Below are 14,092 nucleotides of genomic sequence, written 5' to 3'. Positions count from 1 at the left end.
ATGAAGCAGATCGCGCTGGACATCGGCCTCGCGCGCGGCGCGACGCTGGCGAACTTCTGCGCCGGCCCCAACGAGGCCGCGCTGGCGCACCTGCGCCTGTGGGCCGGCAGCCCGACGCGGTCCCCGGTGCCGACCTACCTGTGGGGCGGCAGCGGCAGCGGCAAGACGCACCTGCTGGAAGCCGTGGCGCAGGCGCTGCGCGAGCAGGGCGCCGCGGCCGGATGGCTCGACCCGTCGCTGCACGAGCCGCCCGAGTTCGACGAGTCGTGGGCGGTCGTGCTGATGGACGACGTCGATCGCTACAGCGCGGTGCAGCAGCATGCGGCCTTCAACTGGTTCGTGAACGCGCAGACGCTGCAGCGCGGCGTGCTGGCCGCCGGGGCGCTGCCGCCGGCCGACCTGCGCCTGCGCGAGGACCTGCGCACGCGCCTGGGCTGGGGCCATGTGTTCCACTTGCAGGTGCTGAGCGAGCCCGAGCGCCGCGCCGTGCTGCGGCAGGCGGCGGACGACCGCGGCATCTTCCTCGGCGACGAGGTGATGGACTTCATGCTCACGCGCTTCTCGCGTGACCTGGGCAGCCTGATGCAGCTGCTCGACCAGCTGGATGGCTATGCGCTGCAGACCAAGCGGGCCATCACCATTCCGCTGATCAGATCGATGCTGGAGAACCGGTGACCCGAACGAAACCCAGGATCGCGCTGTTCGACCTGGACCACACATTGCTGCCGATCGATTCGGACCACGCCTGGGGCGAGTTCACCCAGGTCCTGGGCTGGACCGACCCGGTGCGCTTCAAGCAGCGCAACGACGAGTTCTACGAGCACTACAAGGCCGGCACGCTGGACGTGCACGACTACGTGCGCTTCGCCACCGAGGCGTTGCGCCAGCGCAGCCCGCACGAAGCCCAGGCCGCGCACCGCCAGTTCATGCAGTCGGTGATCGAGCCGGCGATCCGTCCGGCGGCGCTGGACCTGGTGCGCGGCCACCAGCAGGCCGGCGACCTCACGGTGATCGTCACCGCCACCAACGAGTTCGTGACTCGCCCGATCGCCGACGCTTTCGGGGTGGAGGAACTGATCGCCGTCGAACTCGAGCGCGGGGCCGACGGCTGGATCACCGGAGAGATCCTCGGCGTTCCCTCGCTGCGCGAAGGCAAGATCACCCGCGTCGCCAGGTGGCTGGTCGAACGCGGGCTGGACTGGCACGGCGTAGAGACCGTCTTCTATTCCGACTCCATGAACGACCTGCCGCTCCTCGAGCGGGTCGACCATCCGGTGGCCACCAACGCCGAGGCGCGGCTGCGCGCCATCGCCACCCAGCGCGGCTGGCGTATCCTGGACCTCTTCACGCACACATGATCAAGAAATTCATCGCCAATCTGTTCGGCAACGGACCCGCGCGTCCCAGTTTCGGCAAGCGCCAGGAGGTGGGGCCCCAGGAGCACGGCATCGATCCCTCGCTGGTGGACGAACGCGCCGCCAACGTGGTGCACACGCTCAAGGAAGCCGGGCACGAGGCGTACATCGTCGGCGGCGCCGTGCGCGACCTGCTGGTCGGGTTGCGGCCCAAGGACTTCGACGTCGCCACCAGCGCGACGCCGGAGCAGGTGAAGGCGCTGTTCCGGCGCGCCTTCATCATCGGGCGGCGCTTCCGCATCGTCCACGTGGTGTTCGGGCGCGGGCGCGAGCACGAGGTGATCGAGGTCTCCACCTTCCGCGCCTACATGGACAACGCGGCCGCCGAAGCGGTGGCCGGCAACGAGAAGACCAGCAAGAACGAACTGGCCGGCCTCAAGCACGCGGTCGATTCGAGCGGCCGCGTGCTGCGCGACAACGTGTGGGGACCGCAGGAGGAGGACGCGACACGGCGTGACTTCACGATCAATGCCATGTACTACGACCCCGAGACGCAGACGGTGGTCGACTACCACGGCGGCATCAAGGATGCGAAGAAGCGCGTCATCCGCATGATCGGCGACCCCCTCACGCGCTACCGGGAGGATCCGGTGCGCCTGATCCGCGCCGTGCGCTTCGTGGCCAAGCTCAGCGGCCTCGGCTTCAAGATCGAACCGAAGACGGCCAAACCGCTGCTCGAGTGCCGGGCACTGCTCGCCGACGTGCCGCAAAGCCGCCTGTTCGACGAGATGCTCAAGCTGCTGCAGACCGGCCATTCGCTGGCGACCATCGAGCAGCTCCAGGCGCTGGGCATGGCCAAGGGCATCTACCCCTTGCTGGACCTGGTCGTGGAGCGGGCCGAGCAGCCGTTCGTGAAGGCGGCGCTGCAGGACACCGATCGCCGGGTCAGCGAGGAAAAGCCGGTGGCGGCCAGCTTCCTGCTCGCCTGCGTGCTGTGGTCCGACGTTCGCGACGGCTGGGCGCAGCGCCTGGAGCGCAAGCAGCATCCGTTCCCGGCGCTGCAGGACGCGATCGACGACGTCTTCAACGCCCGCATCGGCGACGTGTCCGGCCGCGGCAAGCTGGGCGCGGACATGCGCGAGATCTGGATGATGCAGCCTCGCTTCGAGAAACGCGTCGGCCAGACGCCGTTCAGCCTGGTCGAGCAGCCGCGCTTCCGGGCGGCGTTCGACTTCATGCGGCTGCGCGCCGAAACCGGCGAGGTCGACGTGGTGCTGGCCGACTGGTGGCAGGAGTTCAGCCAGGCCAGCGACGAGCTGCGCGAGGACCTCGTCGCGCAACTGCGCCAGGAGCAGCACCGCGGGCAGCGCCGCGTCCGTCCACCGCGGCCGCCGGCACCGCCCGCCGGCGAGCCGATGCCGCCTGCGGAAGGCGAGGGCGCGGAGCCGTCGCCCGAGGGCGCCGAAGCCGGCGCCGACGTTCCGCGCAAGCGCCGGCGCCGCCGCCGCAAGCCGACCGGCGCGGGTGGCGCCGCCGCGGGCGAACCGAGCGCCCCCAGCGACGAGAGCTGAGGCCGTGCGGCGGGAGCCGGTCACCGCTTACGTGGCCCTCGGCGCCAACCTCGGCGACGCGGTGCAGGCGGTGCGCCAGGGCATCGAAGCCTTGCGCGCCTTGCCGGACACGCAGCTGGTGCGCAGTTCGCCGCTGTACCGCACGGCGCCGCTGGAAGCGAGCGGCCCCGACTACATCAACGCGGTGGCGGAGATCGCCACCCGGCTCGGCGCACCCGAACTGCTGGCGCAGCTGCAGGCCATCGAGGCGCGGGCGGGCCGCGAGCGGCCCTACCGCAACGCACCGCGCACGCTGGACCTCGACCTGCTGCTGTTCGGGTCGGCGCGCCTGGCCAGCGAGCGCCTCACGGTGCCGCATCCGCGCATGAACGAGCGTGCCTTCGTCCTCGTGCCGCTGGCCGACATCGCGCCGGCGCTGGTGACGCCCGCGCAACTGGAGGCCGTGGCTGGCCAGCGGATCGAGCGGGTGGCCTGATCAGAACCAGGTGACCAGGCCCGACTGCTGGGCGTTCTGCGGATTCGAGCCGGCTTCGCGCACCCGGTGCATTGCCTCCTCGGCGCCCAGGCCCAGGGCCTTGAGCACGCAGGCGGCGGTGGTTCCGGTGCGGCCCAGGCCGGCGGCGCAATGCAGCATCACGGCGTCGCCGGCGCGCAGTGCCTGCGCCACCTGGTGGACGCCGTCGCGGAAGGCCGCGGCGTCCTCGGGGAGGCCGAAATTGCGCATGGGCACGTTCAGCCAGCGGAACGGCAGCGTGCCCTGCGCGACGGCGGCATGATAGGCGGGCGACAGCTCCTCGACCTCGATGCGCGGCGTGAGGCATACGACCAGGCCCAGCGAGGCGGCCCGTGCCCGCACCTCGAAGGCGCTCCAGGGCTCGAAGCGCGCCGGCATGCCGCCGAGCAGCAGCGTGCCCTTCACGCTGGCAGGCAGGTCCACTGGGCGCAGTTCCATGGCACTTCTCGTCTTCCGTGTTCCATTGTGCCCAGTGCAAGCTGATCCGTCAGTAGGTGGTGCCCCGCTGGCGGACGACGTCCACTTCGGCCACGGGCGCTGCCCGGTTGCCCCACGACGTGCGCACGTGGGTGAGCACCGCCGCCACGTCACGGTCGCCGAGCAGGGTCGCGAACGGCGGCATGCCGAATGGCCGCGGGTTCCCCGCCGTGGCCGGGGCAAAGCCACCGTGCAGGACGACCTGCACCAGGTTGGCCGTCACGGGGAGGGTCACCGCGCGGTTGCCGGCGAGGGCGGGGTACGCGCCGGGCACGCCTTCGCCGCGCGCCCCGTGGCAGGCGGCGCAATGCCGTTCGTACAGTTTCGAGCCACGCTCGGCCATCTCGCGTGGCGTCGGCACGGCCGGCTGGACAGCCGGGGCCGCCGCCTGCGGCAGCGACTGCAGGAACATCGCCATGGCCCGCAGGTCGGACCGCGCCAGGTGCTGGGTGCTGTGCAGGACCACTTCGGCCATCGGCCCGAGCACCGTGCCGGAAGCCGAAACCCCGGTGGCGAGCAGGCGTTCGATTTCCGCCAGCGGCCAGTTGGCGACGCCGGCCTCGGCCGGCGACGTGAGCGACGGCGCGTACCAGTTCTGCATCGGGATCAGGCCGCCCGACAGGTCCATCAGGTTGCTGCCTGCGCCCAGCGCGTTGCGCGGGCCATGGCAGGCGCTGCAGTGGCCCAGCCCCTGCACCAGGTAGGCGCCACGTTCGCGCCCCGCTGCCGGCGCCTGCTCCAGCCGCGGTGCGCGCTCGAAATACAGGGCCCGCCACAGCGCGAGCGCCGCCTGCGTGCGATATGGCCAGCGCAGGCGGTGCGGCCGGTTCGGCTCGCCGGCGGCCGGGAGGCTGCGCAGGTAGTCGTACATCGCGTCGGCATCGGCGCGTGCCACCACCGTGTAATTGGGATATGGAAACGCGGGCGTCAGCAAGCGGCCGTCGCGCGAGCGGCCGTCGTGCAACGCCTGCCAGAAGTCCTCGCGCGACCACGCGCCCAGGCCCGCTTCGGGGTGGGGCGTCAGATTGGTCGAGTACACGGTGCCGAAGGGCGTTTCGATCGGCCGCCCGCCGGCGAACGGGACGCCGCCGCGCTCCGTGTGGCAGGCCGTGCAGTTGCCGACCCGCACGAGGTAGGCGCCGCGCGCGACGGATTCGGCCGTCGCAGGCCGCCCGGCGGCGGCCCCGTTGTCGGCGACGCGATCCGGCCACGCCCACCAGGCGAGGGCCGCCAGCGCCGCGAGCAGCACCGCCGCAAATGCGATGGACCGGCGTGTCATCGTCGCGGCCTTCCCGCCGGCAGCACTGCACTGCCGCAGGCGATGGAGGGCGGGCGCGGCAGGGAAGCCGCGGGCCTGGCGTCGGCCGGCACCGGCTGGGCGGCCAGCCAGGCCGTCGCCGCCGTGAGGTCCGCGGCCGGCAGTCGCCGCGCGATCTGCGCCATGCAGTCGGGGGCATGCGCCTGCCGCTGCGCGGTGCGCCAGGCGCCCAGCTGGGCGTTGAGGTAGTCGCGCGGAAGTCCCAGGAGGCCGGGGACATTCGGCGCGACGCCGGTCAGGCGCTCGCCGTGGCATTCGGTGCAAGGCGGCAGCCCGGCCGCCGCATCGCCGCGCCGCACCACCGCTTCGCCGCGGTGCAGCAGTGCGGCCGGCGCATTCGCCGGCCGTGGCGGCGGGTACGGCAGGTCGAGGGAGGCGAAGTGACGCGCGATCTCCAGCAGGTAATCGTCCGAGAGCGGATCGAGCAGGCGCGCCATCAGTCCGTAGTGCCGCCGGCCATCGCGGAAGTTCAGCAACTGGTTGTAGAGGTAGCCCGCCGGTTTGCCGGCGATGCGCGGGTAATAGCCGTCGGGCCCGGCGCGCCCTTCCTTCCCATGGCAGGCGCTGCAGGCAAGCATCCGCTGGGCCATGGTGTCCTCGAAGGCGGGGGTGGCGAGGGCGGCGGGCGCGGCCAGCGCCAGCGCGAGGCAAAGCAGGTGTTTCACGACGCGCTGACTATGCCATCGCACGGGCGCCCGCGGGCCAGTCCTACATGGCCTCCGCGGCCTCGCCGCTAGATTTGGAGCCGAGCCACCAACCTGGAGAGCGACGATGACCACCCCGAAGCCGCAACCGCCCGAGGCCGCCGACGAGCAGCAGCGCCAGTCGCCGCCCGGCAACGAGGACCGGGGGACCAACGAGGTCGAGCACGAACCCGATCCCAGCGCCGACCACAAGCCCGACGGGGAGCAGCGCTACGTCAAGCGCAGCCCCTACACGACCGGCAATTACTGATCGCGCTGATGCCGCCAGTCGATGCGCGGCCGGTCGCGCCGCAGCACGAGGTCGGACTGCGCATGGGCGATGCACGGCAGGATCCAGCCCGCGGCCTTTTCCTCCGGCAGCAGGCCCGGCCAGCGGATCTTGTAGCCGACCTCGCCGCTCACCAGCTGGCACATGCAGGTGCGGCAGGTGCCGTTGCGACAGGAACTGGGCAGCTCGATGCCGGCACGCGCCGCGGCGTGCAGCAGCGCCTCGTCGGGCCCGACCGTGAAAGCGTCGCCGCCGTCCTCGAACTGCACCTTGAAAACTGCGGCGGACTCGCGCGCTGCGGCCGGCGCGTCGCGCTCTTCGTGGCTCATGGCCCATCATAATCAGGCCGAAGGAACGAAACTGCCCATGACCAGCTACCAGGTGCGGCCCGCGCAGGCCGCCGACGCAACCCGCATCACCGACGTCCACGCGGCGTCTTCCCACGCCGCCTACGAGGGCCTCGTGCAGGACCAGCCCAAGGTGCCGCCGATCGAGCAGCGCCGCGCCTTCTGGCGCGATGCGATCGAATACGGCGAGCCGCTCTTGCAGGTGGCCGCGGCCGGCGGGCAGGTGGTCGGCTTCGTCGGCTACGACCGCTCGCGCGACCCGAAGTCCAAGCCGACCACCGGCGAGATCTGGGCGCTGTACGTCGAGCCCGGGTCCTGGGGCAAGGGGGCCGGGCTGGCGCTGTGGGATGCCGCCCGCGAGGGGCTGATGGAGGAAGGTTGCACCGAGGTGACGATGTGGATTCCGCTCGTCAACGAACGCGCCCTGCGCTTCGCGGAGCACGCCGGCTTCAAGCGCGAGCTGAACACCGCCAAGACCGCCCCTGTCGGCGGCGTCAAGCTCGAAGAGATCCGCCTGCGGCGCCCATTGAACTGAAGGGGACCTGATGGCATCGAGCCTGCTGGCACTGCTGGACGACATCGCGACCATTCTCGACGACGTGTCCATCCTCTCGAAGGTGGCCGCCAAGAAGACGGCCGGCGTGCTCGGCGACGACCTCGCGCTCAACGCCAACCAGATGGTGGGGCTGAACGCGGAGCGCGAGCTGCCGGTGGTGTGGGCGGTCGCGCGCGGCTCGTTCGTGAACAAGGCGATCCTGGTGCCCGCGGCGCTGGCGATCAGCGCGTTCGCGCCATGGGCGGTGACGCCGCTGCTGATGGTCGGCGGGGCGTTCCTCTGCTACGAGGGTTTCGAGAAGCTGGCGCACAGGTTCCTGCACAGCCGCGCGGAGGACGAAGCGCACCACGAGGAGCTGACGCGGGCGGTGGTGGACCCGCAGGTCGACCTGCGCGCGGTCGAAAAGGACAAGATCAAGGGCGCCGTGCGCACCGACTTCATCCTCTCCGCGGAGATCATCGCGATCACGCTCGGCACGGTGGCGCAGAGCGAGTTCATGGTGCAGGTGGCGGTGCTCACCGCGATCGCCCTGCTGATGACGGTGGGCGTCTATGGCCTGGTGGCCGGCATCGTGAAGCTGGATGACCTGGGCCTGTACCTGAGCCGAAGGACGTCCGCTGCCGCGCGCGCGGTCGGCGGCGGCATCCTGCGCCTCGCGCCCTGGCTGATGAAGGCGCTGTCGATCGCCGGCACCGCCGCCATGTTCCTGGTGGGAGGCGGCATCCTGGTGCACGGTTTTCCGGCGCTCGCCCACGCGATCGAAGCGCTGGCGCACGACATGGCCGCCGGCGTCGGCCTGCTGGTGTCGTCCGTCATGAACGGCCTGGCGGGCGTCGTGGCCGGCGCGATCGTGCTCGGGGTCGTCACGCTGGGACAGCGGCTGGCGGGACGCAAGGCCGCCGCGTGAACCCGCCGGTCCTCGAGTGGACCGAAGGCGGCGCCGCGCATCGTGCCCGCTGGCGCTCGGAAGCGGGCCTGCCGCCGCCGGCGCGCGTGCAGCCAGTCGACGACACCTTGTCCGCGGCGCAGGCCGTGCGCCTGGCCAGCGAAGGCACGGCCATGCTGTGGCGCAGCGACTTCCACAACGCGCGCCAGCTGCTGCAGGCGATCGGCCGCCGCATCGACCAGCGCGCCGCGCGGCCCGGCGCGCGCGCGCCGGCCACGTCCCCGCTGGCAGCGTTCCACCAGCACCGGCAGGCGCAAGGTCAGCGTGCCGGCATCCTGGGCAAGGTGCTGATCGAACTGGATGGCGATTACGGGATCGCGCTGCCGCGGGCGCCGGACCTGCGCCACGCCTGCCGCGAGGCCTGGGGCCCGCCGGACGGCGAGCCTTCGGTGGCGGCGCTGCGCGAGCTGCTGGGCCTGGTCGGGGCGCACGAGTGGCGCAAGAAGGGCGTGGCCATTCCGGCGCTCGGTCCGCCGCCGGACAACCGCATCCATCCCCACTACGGGGTCTTCTCGCCGGTGCGCGGCGAGTACCTGGAACTGGTCGCCGCGGCGCCGCTGCCGGCGACGGACCTCGCGTTCGACGTCGGCACCGGCACCGGCGTGCTGGCGGCGATCCTCGCGCGGCGCGGCGTGCGGCGCGTGGTCGCCACCGACCTCGACCCGCGCGCCCTGGCCTGCGCCCGCGAGAGCGTGTCGCGCCTTGGCCTGCAGTCGCAGGTGGAGGTGGTGGCGGCGGATCTGTTCCCGGACGGTCGCGCCCCGCTGGTCGTGTGCAACCCACCATGGCTGCCGGCGCGTGCCAGCGCCCCGGTCGAGCGCGCGGTCTACGACGAAGACAGCCGGATGCTGCGGAGTTTCCTCGCGGGACTGGCCGACCACCTGCTGCCCGGCGGCGAAGGCTGGCTGGTCATGTCCGACCTGGCCGAGCACCTCGGCCTGCGCGCGCCAGGCGAACTCGCCGGCTGGATCGAGGCCGCCGGCCTGCGCGTGCTGGCGCGCACCCAGGTGCAGCCGCGCCATCCGAAGAGCACCGATCCCGCCGATCCGCTGCACGCAGCGCGGGCGAGGGAGCGCACCTCCCTCTGGCGGCTCGCGGTTCGCTGAGCGCGCGGTCCTACATCGCGGGCCGGTGCGTTCCGCCGTGCGCCGCCGGCGATGCACGGTACGGTGGCGCATGGATTTCTCTCCGGAATGGCTGGACCTGCTCCAATGGCCCGCGATGGTCGCCACCGTGCTGGCCGCATGGCTGGTGGCCTCCAATCAACAGGGCCGGCGCAACGCCGGGTTCTGGGTGTTTCTCGCAAGCAATGTGCTGTGGGGGCTGTGGGGCTGGCACGATGGTGCGTACGCGCTGATCGCGTTGCAGGTGGCGCTCGCCGGGCTCAACGTCCGTGGTGTTTCGAAGACCGAGACCGCCCCGAAGTAGGCATCGTCCGACGCTGTCTCGCGCTGCCGCGGAAGCGACCGCGCAAGCTCTGCAGGTCACCATGGATGCCTGCCACGACTGCCTGGGAGGGCCCCATGGACAACGTTCCCGCACCGATTCCGGCCGCCGCCGCGACCGTGTTCCTTCGCAGCGCCGAGGACGAGGATGTCCCGCTCGGCTGGGAATGCGCGAATCCGGCGCTGCAGATCGAGTCCTGGGGCGCCGACGAGGCCGCCTCTGCCGGCGCTGCTGCCGGGCTCGTTATCGAATCGTGACAGCAAGTGTCCTACAGACGGGGTCTGGAATGGCCCACTTCCGACGGCTGGGGCGCCCCCTAATCTGCGTGGCAGTCGGCTGGGAGGCCGGCTTCTTCCAAGCACGCCCTTCGGGGTTCTCATTCAAGGAGTAAAGATGATCACCACCAAGCAGACGCTGACCGCGCTGGCCGCGGCCGCCGCCATGGCACTGGGCGGCATCGCCGTCGCGCAGACCTCTGGTTCCTCGGGCACGGCGGGTTCCGGCTCGACCAGCGCCACGACCAACCCCAACGACACCAGCAGCACCAGCAGCACGACGGGCGCGAGCGGCACCACCGGCTCGAGCGGCAGCACGATGGGCGCGAGCGGCACCACCGGATCGGGCAGCAGCACGATGGGCGCCAGCGGCACCGGCTCGACCGACACCAGCACCTCGGGTTCCACCAGCATGGGCTCCAGCAGCAACACGACGACCGGCGGCGGCATGGACTCCGGCCGCACGCGCGCTGACCGGAACTGAACCGGACCTGCTCCTGTCCATCGGGCCGCGCGCCCGATGGGCCTTTTCGCAAGCCTGATCGATGAACCGACCGCACCACACTGCAGCACCACGGTCCGAATTCGCCGACGCCTTGCGCAAGGGCCTCCTCATCGGGGCTGCCGTTCTCACGGTGGTGTTGCCGCCTGTGCTTACGGTGAGCCCGCCTGCCAAGGCCCCGCAGGCGGCGGTGCGGCCCGCGCCGACCGCCCCCGTGCCGGCGGTGCGCAGCAAGCGCCTGGCCGATTTCGCCGGCGCGAAGCCATCGCAAGACGTGCGCCGCATGGCCCACTGGGTGGTGCAGTCCGGCGATCACCGCCGGATGGCCTTCGTCATCGTCGACAAGAAGGAAGCGAAGGTCTATGCGTTCGATCCGCGCGGCCGGCTGCAGGCCGCGGTCCCCGCCTTGCTCGGTTCGGCGCGTGGCGACCACACGGTGCCCGGCATCGGCGACAAGCCGGTCGCGCAGGTGCTGCCCGAGGAGCGGACGACGCCGGCCGGCCGCTTCGTCGCCGAAATGGGGATGAGCAGCAGTCGCGGCGAGGACGTGGTGTGGGTCGACTACGACGCAGCGGTATCCATGCATCGGGTGATCAAGGTCCCGGAGCGGCTGCAGGCCCTGTCTTCGCCCTCCAACGACGACAACCGCATGTCGTACGGCTGCATCAACCTGCCCGCCGGCTTCTTCGAGGACGTCCTGCGGCCGCTGGTGAAGGGTAGCGGCGCCGTCATCTACGTCCTGCCCGAAACGCGCCCGCTGCAGGAAGTCTTCGCTTCCTTCCACGACGTCGCGGCGCCGCTGAAGGTCGCGCACAGCAAGGCCGAGGCGAGCGCACCCTGACGCCGGCGCCGGCGGACAACCGGGCCTCGTGGGGCTGGGTCGTCATGCCGGTGCGGTTCTACCTTGTGGTGGTGCGGCTGCCGCCGGTGCCGCGGCAGCCCGCCGGAAAAAGTGCAGCCGGGCCGCTGGACAATGGCCTTGCGTTTCGCACGGGGTGCGGAAGCTCGATCCCTGTCGTTGTAGCGCGGAGCCCGGCCGGCGCTGCCAGTGTCCTTCGATCACGTGGCAGCGGCGCGCAAGTCGGCCGCTCGAGGCGGTGTAGGCACATTCCGGCAGCGCGGGCCAGCGCGCGCCGCCCCGCGGCCGCATGCCTCATCCATGGGAAGGTGGCTCCTTCCGGGGCTGGCGTCGGTCAAGGGCGGCACGGCGCGCCGCCGTCGTCCGACATGCAATGGCGGCTGGACCTGACGCTTCGCGGCTGGCCGAGCACTAGGCTTGCATCCAGCTGGCCAGGAAAAGGCCGGCCTCTCAACTCAGTCCAATTTCAAGGAGCGTTCGTCATGAGTCTGTTCACGAAAATCGCAGGCGTTGCAGCCGGTGTGTCCACGGTCGCCGTTCTGGGCGTCGCCATCGCACAGGGCCAGCCGCCCAACCCGCTGATTCCCAACCACGCCATCGGCGCCGGCCAGCAAAGCACCCACGTCACGCCGATGGGCGAGACCGGCGTGCTGACCTGGATGGGCGAAACCCGCACGGCCACGCTGACGAAGGAGCCCGAGCCCGTGGCGGCCGCTCCGGCGCCCGCGCCCGAACCGGTTGCCGCCGCTCCGGCGCCCGCGCCCGAGCCGGTCGCCGCCGCGCCGGCTCCGGAACCGGCGACGTCGACCATGGGCGCGGCACCGGCCGAACCCGAGCCGACGCGCGTCGCGCGCGCCGACCGCAACTAAGCGGACGCAGGAATGAGAAAGGCCGGTGGCAGCGTGCCCCCGGCCTTTTGCTTTTGCTCGCGGCGATCAGCGGTTGCCCGACTTCTGCCGCCCGATGCGCTGCAGGATCAGCTCGCGGGTGGCCCGCACTTCGGCGGCGAAGGGATGGGCCGGGTCGGCGACCTGGTCGATCAGCGCCAGTGCTTCCTGCTGGCGCCCCAGGTCGGACAGCGCCTGTGCGAGATTGTTGGCCACCACGGCCGATTGGGGGTGCTTGCGTCTGGCGGCGCGCAGGACCGCGACGCTCTCGGCAATGGCGCCGCGCGCATGGTGCTGGTTGGCCAGGCCCACCGCGGCCGGCAGGCTGTCCGGCCAGCGCTTGAGGGTCGCGGCATAGGCGCGCGTGAGCGGCTCGCCTTGCTCGCTGCGGGCAAACGCGAGCACGGCCGCCAGCCACCCCTGTTCGGTTGCCGTGACGGGGATCCGGTCGGGCGCCGTGACCACCATCGCCCAGTACCCGCTCTTCATCCAGGTGCGCTCGAAGGCCGTGAACGGCATCGCCTGCCGGCGCTCGGTGCCGGAGCGCAGCCACACCGTGCCTGACGGATAGTCGAAGCCGTTGACGACGGCGTAATGCCATTTGGGCACGAGCGGCAGGTAGCCGATCTCCTGCAGCACCACGACCGGATTGCCGGACGCCACCTCTCGCAACAGGTCGCCGTAGCGGGGCGCCAGCGGATACGAGATGCGGGCGTGGCGGCGCGGGGTGGCCACCATTTCGGCCTGCAGGCTGCCGTGGCGCGAAGGCAGGTACACCTCGCGCACCAGCGGCTCGGGCGCGATCGCGACGCCGCTGTGGACGAGCACCGTCGCGAGGGCGGCCGGGCCGCACTGGTATTCGTCCTGCGGAAAGAAGGGAACGCCAGTGAGCTCGACGCTCTGCGGCACGCCCGCGGGCCAGTCGGTGCGCAGCGCGATCGTCTGCGGCACCAGTTGCGCGCACCCGGCGGCCAGGGCCAGCAGCAGCGCGCCGGCCAGGCGCGCCGTGCTGCGCGCGATCGCGCGCCCGCTCATGCGGCGCGTGTCACTTGCGGAAGGCGAAGTACCAGACCAGGCCAGCCACCAGGATCAGGGTGAGCCAGCCGCCGGTGTCCAGCCCCGCACCGGCAGGTGCCGTCTGCATGTCGCGGGCGAGGCTCTGCACCTCCTGGTCGGTCATGGCGGCGACACGCGCGCGCGCCAGTTCGGGGTCTATGCCCTGCGACTGCAACTGCGCCGCGGTCTCGGCGCGGCCGAGCACTGTGAGTACCATGCCGCGGTCGGCGCTGGCCGTGCCGGACAGCGCCTGGTCCGCGCCGATCATGCCCGCGCTCGCGGTCTGGAACGAAAACGCCAGCAACGAAACGACCAGGGCGCGGCAAGTCATCTTCTTCATCGTGGTTCTCATGTTCAGCTCCTTGAGGGAGGGTTACGGACGGGCGCCGGCCGGCGACCCCGCCGCGGCGCCGGGCCAATATACGCGTGCCGCCCTCCTTTGTGTGTGCCACCTGTCCGCGTTGCGCCGCCGGGGCGACGATGCCTCACACACTGGCACAAAAAAGGGCAGCGCGCGGCGCCGACGGTTGGGCTGGAACAGGTCCTACACCGCGCCTGCCGAGGGTGTCGCCAAATGCCTGCTCGAGCAACGGAGCCCACCTCATGAACAAGCTGCTGGCCATCGCAAGCGTGGTCGCCATGATGTCCGCGTGCAGCGGACTGTCTCCCAACGCCGGCGGCAACCCGTCCGGCGCGAGCGTCGCCGCGCTGCTCGGCTACCACGGGCCGGTCGAGCGCTCCCGGGCCCTGGACAGCAACTGAGCGCGTCTCAGCGCGCCGGCGGCGGCGAACTCGGGCAGCCCTTGCAGCTGGCACATTCGCTGCAGCCGCCGGCGCGCTCCAGCCTGGCCTGGATGGCACGTGCGTGTTCCTGCGCCAGCCCGGCACGAGAGGCGCGCCGGGCGAGCCGGGCCGCGCCGGCGCGGCGCCAGGAAGCCGGCATCAGCACCCAGGCGCTGTAGGCCAGCGCGGCAGCGACGATGAAGGCGGCGATCAGCAACTGGGTCATGG

21 protein-coding genes are annotated in these 14,092 nt (G+C 71.6%); 13 read left to right on the top strand and 8 right to left on the bottom strand.

The annotated features are described in order from the left end of the window. From hda to folK, 4 genes are read left to right on the top strand one after another with little or no spacing between them, the layout of a single operon-like run. On the top strand, window positions 1-675 hold the full coding sequence (gene hda, locus RAMLITH_RS16355; RefSeq protein WP_168108726.1) for a DnaA regulatory inactivator Hda: 675 nt from the start codon (window positions 1-3) through the stop codon (window positions 673-675). Next, window positions 672-1,358: a histidinol-phosphatase gene (locus RAMLITH_RS16350; protein WP_168108506.1), complete on the top strand. Its 687-nt coding sequence runs from the start codon at window positions 672-674 to the stop codon at window positions 1,356-1,358. Before hda ends, RAMLITH_RS16350 begins: the two co-directional genes overlap by 4 nt. Continuing rightward, window positions 1,355-2,926, top strand: coding sequence for a polynucleotide adenylyltransferase PcnB (gene pcnB, locus RAMLITH_RS16345; RefSeq protein ID WP_168108505.1), 1,572 nt, complete (start codon window positions 1,355-1,357; stop codon window positions 2,924-2,926). Before RAMLITH_RS16350 ends, pcnB begins: the two co-directional genes overlap by 4 nt. A gap of 4 nt (window positions 2,927-2,930) precedes the next feature. Beyond that, entirely contained in the window at window positions 2,931-3,401 is a 471-nt protein-coding gene (folK, locus tag RAMLITH_RS16340; RefSeq protein ID WP_168108504.1) for a 2-amino-4-hydroxy-6-hydroxymethyldihydropteridine diphosphokinase, read from the top strand. On the opposite strand, the gene RAMLITH_RS16335 is transcribed toward folK, so the two are convergent. Genes RAMLITH_RS16335 through RAMLITH_RS16325 form a run of 3 tightly spaced genes read right to left on the bottom strand, consistent with a single transcriptional unit; the run spans window position 3,402 to window position 5,900 of the window. Further along, entirely contained in the window at window positions 3,402-3,878 is a 477-nt protein-coding gene (locus RAMLITH_RS16335) for a protein-tyrosine phosphatase family protein (protein WP_168108503.1), read from the bottom strand. Between the two features lie 49 nt (window positions 3,879-3,927). Continuing rightward, the gene (locus tag RAMLITH_RS16330; protein ID WP_168108502.1) at window positions 3,928-5,196 is read right to left on the bottom strand and encodes a c-type cytochrome; all 1,269 of its coding nucleotides are present in this window, start codon (window positions 5,194-5,196) and stop codon (window positions 3,928-3,930) included. Further along, window positions 5,193-5,900: a c-type cytochrome gene (locus RAMLITH_RS16325; RefSeq protein ID WP_168108501.1), complete on the bottom strand. Its 708-nt coding sequence runs from the start codon at window positions 5,898-5,900 to the stop codon at window positions 5,193-5,195. The genes RAMLITH_RS16330 and RAMLITH_RS16325 overlap by 4 nt, the downstream gene beginning before the upstream one ends. A gap of 106 nt (window positions 5,901-6,006) precedes the next feature. Between RAMLITH_RS16325 and RAMLITH_RS16320 the strand changes: the two genes are divergently transcribed. Then, on the top strand, window positions 6,007-6,189 hold the full coding sequence (locus RAMLITH_RS16320; protein ID WP_168108500.1) for a hypothetical protein: 183 nt from the start codon (window positions 6,007-6,009) through the stop codon (window positions 6,187-6,189). On the opposite strand, the gene RAMLITH_RS16315 is transcribed toward RAMLITH_RS16320, so the two are convergent. Beyond that, window positions 6,183-6,536, bottom strand: a complete 354-nt coding sequence (locus RAMLITH_RS16315; RefSeq protein WP_168108499.1) for a 2Fe-2S iron-sulfur cluster-binding protein — start codon at window positions 6,534-6,536, stop codon at window positions 6,183-6,185. The genes RAMLITH_RS16320 and RAMLITH_RS16315 overlap by 7 nt on opposite strands. Window positions 6,537-6,573: 37 nt before the next feature. Between RAMLITH_RS16315 and RAMLITH_RS16310 the strand changes: the two genes are divergently transcribed. The 5 genes from RAMLITH_RS16310 (at window position 6,574) to RAMLITH_RS16290 (ending at window position 9,759) form a co-directional block, all read left to right on the top strand. Next, complete coding sequence (locus RAMLITH_RS16310) at window positions 6,574-7,089, top strand: GNAT family N-acetyltransferase (protein WP_168108498.1); 516 nt, start codon at window positions 6,574-6,576, stop codon at window positions 7,087-7,089. Between the two features lie 10 nt (window positions 7,090-7,099). After that, entirely contained in the window at window positions 7,100-8,017 is a 918-nt protein-coding gene (locus RAMLITH_RS16305) for a DUF808 domain-containing protein (RefSeq protein ID WP_168108497.1), read from the top strand. Further along, a complete protein-coding gene (locus RAMLITH_RS16300) occupies window positions 8,014-9,162 on the top strand; it encodes a methyltransferase (protein WP_168108496.1) in 1,149 nt (382 codons plus the stop codon). Before RAMLITH_RS16305 ends, RAMLITH_RS16300 begins: the two co-directional genes overlap by 4 nt. A 70-nt stretch (window positions 9,163-9,232) precedes the next feature. Further along, a complete protein-coding gene (locus RAMLITH_RS16295; RefSeq protein ID WP_168108495.1) occupies window positions 9,233-9,484 on the top strand; it encodes a hypothetical protein in 252 nt (83 codons plus the stop codon). A 95-nt stretch (window positions 9,485-9,579) separates the two neighbouring features. After that, window positions 9,580-9,759: a hypothetical protein gene (locus RAMLITH_RS16290; RefSeq protein WP_168108494.1), complete on the top strand. Its 180-nt coding sequence runs from the start codon at window positions 9,580-9,582 to the stop codon at window positions 9,757-9,759. A 123-nt stretch (window positions 9,760-9,882) separates the two neighbouring features. Here the strand turns inward: RAMLITH_RS16290 and RAMLITH_RS16285 are convergent, their stop codons facing one another. Next, window positions 9,883-10,227: a hypothetical protein gene (locus RAMLITH_RS16285; protein WP_168108493.1), complete on the bottom strand. Its 345-nt coding sequence runs from the start codon at window positions 10,225-10,227 to the stop codon at window positions 9,883-9,885. Window positions 10,228-10,322: 95 nt separating this feature from the next. On the opposite strand from RAMLITH_RS16285, the gene RAMLITH_RS16280 reads away from it, so the two are divergent. After that, window positions 10,323-11,120 (top strand): hypothetical protein, encoded by a 798-nt coding sequence (locus RAMLITH_RS16280; protein WP_238344234.1) that lies wholly within the window; start codon window positions 10,323-10,325, stop codon window positions 11,118-11,120. A gap of 500 nt (window positions 11,121-11,620) precedes the next feature. After that, window positions 11,621-12,007, top strand: a complete 387-nt coding sequence (locus RAMLITH_RS25490) for a hypothetical protein (RefSeq protein ID WP_181017792.1) — start codon at window positions 11,621-11,623, stop codon at window positions 12,005-12,007. A 66-nt stretch (window positions 12,008-12,073) separates the two neighbouring features. Here RAMLITH_RS25490 and RAMLITH_RS16270 read toward each other — a convergent pair whose 3' ends face one another. Together RAMLITH_RS16270 and RAMLITH_RS16265 are read right to left on the bottom strand one after the other, a co-directional pair. Beyond that, window positions 12,074-13,060 carry a PA2778 family cysteine peptidase gene (locus RAMLITH_RS16270; protein ID WP_168108492.1) on the bottom strand — a complete coding sequence of 329 codons (987 nt, stop codon included), beginning with the start codon at window positions 13,058-13,060 and terminating at the stop codon, window positions 12,074-12,076. A gap of 10 nt (window positions 13,061-13,070) precedes the next feature. Next, on the bottom strand, window positions 13,071-13,433 hold the full coding sequence (locus RAMLITH_RS16265) for a PA2779 family protein (protein WP_168108491.1): 363 nt from the start codon (window positions 13,431-13,433) through the stop codon (window positions 13,071-13,073). Between the two features lie 251 nt (window positions 13,434-13,684). Between RAMLITH_RS16265 and RAMLITH_RS16260 the strand changes: the two genes are divergently transcribed. Then, the gene (locus RAMLITH_RS16260) at window positions 13,685-13,843 is read left to right on the top strand and encodes a hypothetical protein (RefSeq protein ID WP_168108454.1); all 159 of its coding nucleotides are present in this window, start codon (window positions 13,685-13,687) and stop codon (window positions 13,841-13,843) included. Between the two features lie 7 nt (window positions 13,844-13,850). Here the strand turns inward: RAMLITH_RS16260 and RAMLITH_RS16255 are convergent, their stop codons facing one another. Beyond that, window positions 13,851-14,090: a DUF6587 family protein gene (locus tag RAMLITH_RS16255; RefSeq protein WP_181017791.1), complete on the bottom strand. Its 240-nt coding sequence runs from the start codon at window positions 14,088-14,090 to the stop codon at window positions 13,851-13,853. Window positions 14,091-14,092: the final 2 nt, after the last annotated feature.

The sequence above is a fragment of the Ramlibacter lithotrophicus genome, from assembly GCF_012184415.1.
Taxonomy (GTDB): Bacteria; Pseudomonadota; Gammaproteobacteria; order Burkholderiales; family Burkholderiaceae_C; genus Ramlibacter; species Ramlibacter lithotrophicus.
This window is presented reverse-complemented; position numbering and strand designations above follow the sequence as displayed.

Excerpts from the sequence above, each read along its gene's own strand:
- RAMLITH_RS16255 (WP_181017791.1), bottom strand. The coding sequence starts at position 14,090 with ATGACCCAGTTGCTGATCGCCGCCTTCATCGTCGCTGCCGCGCTGGCC.
- RAMLITH_RS16280 (WP_238344234.1), top strand. The coding sequence starts at position 10,323 with ATGAACCGACCGCACCACACTGCAGCACCACGGTCCGAATTCGCCGAC.
- RAMLITH_RS16285 (WP_168108493.1), bottom strand. The coding sequence starts at position 10,227 with ATGCCGCCGCCGGTCGTCGTGTTGCTGCTGGAGCCCATGCTGGTGGAA.
- RAMLITH_RS16310 (WP_168108498.1), top strand. The coding sequence starts at position 6,574 with ATGACCAGCTACCAGGTGCGGCCCGCGCAGGCCGCCGACGCAACCCGC.
- RAMLITH_RS16265 (WP_168108491.1), bottom strand. The coding sequence starts at position 13,433 with ATGAGAACCACGATGAAGAAGATGACTTGCCGCGCCCTGGTCGTTTCG.
- RAMLITH_RS16305 (WP_168108497.1), top strand. The coding sequence starts at position 7,100 with ATGGCATCGAGCCTGCTGGCACTGCTGGACGACATCGCGACCATTCTC.
- RAMLITH_RS16270 (WP_168108492.1), bottom strand. The coding sequence starts at position 13,060 with ATGAGCGGGCGCGCGATCGCGCGCAGCACGGCGCGCCTGGCCGGCGCG.
- RAMLITH_RS25490 (WP_181017792.1), top strand. The coding sequence starts at position 11,621 with ATGAGTCTGTTCACGAAAATCGCAGGCGTTGCAGCCGGTGTGTCCACG.
- pcnB (WP_168108505.1), top strand. The coding sequence starts at position 1,355 with ATGATCAAGAAATTCATCGCCAATCTGTTCGGCAACGGACCCGCGCGT.
- RAMLITH_RS16330 (WP_168108502.1), bottom strand. The coding sequence starts at position 5,196 with ATGACACGCCGGTCCATCGCATTTGCGGCGGTGCTGCTCGCGGCGCTG.
- RAMLITH_RS16320 (WP_168108500.1), top strand. The coding sequence starts at position 6,007 with ATGACCACCCCGAAGCCGCAACCGCCCGAGGCCGCCGACGAGCAGCAG.
- RAMLITH_RS16260 (WP_168108454.1), top strand. The coding sequence starts at position 13,685 with ATGAACAAGCTGCTGGCCATCGCAAGCGTGGTCGCCATGATGTCCGCG.
- RAMLITH_RS16335 (WP_168108503.1), bottom strand. The coding sequence starts at position 3,878 with ATGGAACTGCGCCCAGTGGACCTGCCTGCCAGCGTGAAGGGCACGCTG.
- hda (WP_168108726.1), top strand. The coding sequence starts at position 1 with ATGAAGCAGATCGCGCTGGACATCGGCCTCGCGCGCGGCGCGACGCTG.
- RAMLITH_RS16315 (WP_168108499.1), bottom strand. The coding sequence starts at position 6,536 with ATGAGCCACGAAGAGCGCGACGCGCCGGCCGCAGCGCGCGAGTCCGCC.
- RAMLITH_RS16290 (WP_168108494.1), top strand. The coding sequence starts at position 9,580 with ATGGACAACGTTCCCGCACCGATTCCGGCCGCCGCCGCGACCGTGTTC.
- RAMLITH_RS16295 (WP_168108495.1), top strand. The coding sequence starts at position 9,233 with ATGGATTTCTCTCCGGAATGGCTGGACCTGCTCCAATGGCCCGCGATG.